General features: G+C 58.0%; 3 protein-coding genes. 2 read left to right on the forward strand and 1 reads right to left on the reverse strand.

Features of this window, described 5'->3' with window-relative positions; translation table 11 throughout:
- Positions 1-38 precede the first annotated feature (38 nt).
- The gene (locus tag NW843_RS11885) at positions 39-491 is read right to left on the reverse strand and encodes an Hsp20/alpha crystallin family protein (protein ID WP_011431920.1); all 453 of its coding nucleotides are present in this window, start codon (positions 489-491) and stop codon (positions 39-41) included.
- A gap of 287 nt (positions 492-778) precedes the next feature.
- Here NW843_RS11885 and NW843_RS11890 point away from each other — a divergent pair, with 287 nt between their 5' ends.
- Both NW843_RS11890 and NW843_RS11895 read left to right on the forward strand, forming a co-directional pair.
- Positions 779-937, forward strand: coding sequence for a hypothetical protein (locus NW843_RS11890; RefSeq protein WP_414523040.1), 159 nt, complete (start codon positions 779-781; stop codon positions 935-937).
- A 2-nt stretch (positions 938-939) separates the two neighbouring features.
- The coding region (locus NW843_RS11895; RefSeq protein WP_414523041.1) for a hypothetical protein at positions 940-1,197 on the forward strand (258 nt) is incomplete at its 3' end.

The following is a 1,197-nucleotide window of genomic DNA, read 5'->3' on the forward strand; positions in this document are numbered from 1 at the left end:
AGTGCTCTCTTTTGGCTCAAATGAAAGATCAACACAACCTAGGCAGGTTGGCTTTCCACCGTCACGGCTTCCGTCGGAGTAGTGGGGTTTGAGGCGCCCACTTGGACTTTGATCACCCGCGCTGCGTCGGCTTTGGGCAGAGTGAGGGTGAGGATGCCGTCGCGATAGGTGGCCGAGACTTTCTCCGGCTGGATGCGGCGGGCCAGCTTGAGGATGCGTTGAAAAGGTTGGGGCTCCACTTCTTGGTAGCGCAATTCAGCACCTTCAGGGCCGTGAACCTGGATCTCGCCGCTGATGGAGAGCTGTTGAGCCGTGGCCTCGATGTGGAAGCGTTCCCGATTGGCACCGGGCACCCACAACTGGACGGTGTAGGCTTCGCCGCTCTCCCAAACCTGCAGAGGAGTGGGCAGGAAGGAGCGAGAGCGTCCCCGGTTGGGCTCCGCTTGCAGAGCTTGTACCTCGAAAAGCGGGCTGAAGTAAAGAGTTGCCATAGTGTCTCCTAGGGTAAATAGGCTAAGTCATCAATGGAGTTGAGGGAAGCGAAGAGATCTCGGCAAAGAAGGCTTGGCCTGCACTTGGGATTTGAATTCACAAAATCCTGCTCTGATCATCCAAGAAAGCCATCCCAGCGAGGGAGGGCAAACCGATCTGCGATAGGCAGGATCCCCTCACCTCATGGGGAAGAGGGATGAAAACAAACAGGGCAATCCAATGGTTCACTCGAAACATTTTGCTCAAAACAGAATGGGGTAGATGTGAGTGAAAAAAGAAGACCGTTATGGATCCCACTCCCATTCCCATCCGATTTCAGGTGAACGGCCAACCCTATGGGCAGGTGGTTCCGCCGGGGATCACTCTGCTGAGCTTGTTGCGGGAGCTGGGCTGGGTGGGGGTACGCCGGCGCAGGGACGTTTTTCGGCTCCCCAGGGATCCCTGACCTTGCCGGAGCTGGCCCAAAGCACTCCGGATCCCATCGAGGTGGAGCTGCACCATGCCGCCGACGAATCTTCCCTCACCTTTGCGGTGGCGGGGGTGGAACTGGCAGTGGATATGGAAACCGGCCAGATTGAGCTGCTGATCGCGTCAGCGGGACGGAGTCCTTTGTCGCTACGCGACGCTAACGCGAACGCGTCAGCGGGACGGAGTCCTTGCATTTCACCAAATTTTCGGGCTGGAGGCCCGCACCATAGCCGCAGG

The sequence above is a fragment of the Synechococcus sp. R5-12 genome, assembly GCF_047502655.1.
In the GTDB taxonomy this organism is placed as follows: Bacteria; Cyanobacteriota; Cyanobacteriia; order Thermostichales; family Thermostichaceae; genus Thermostichus.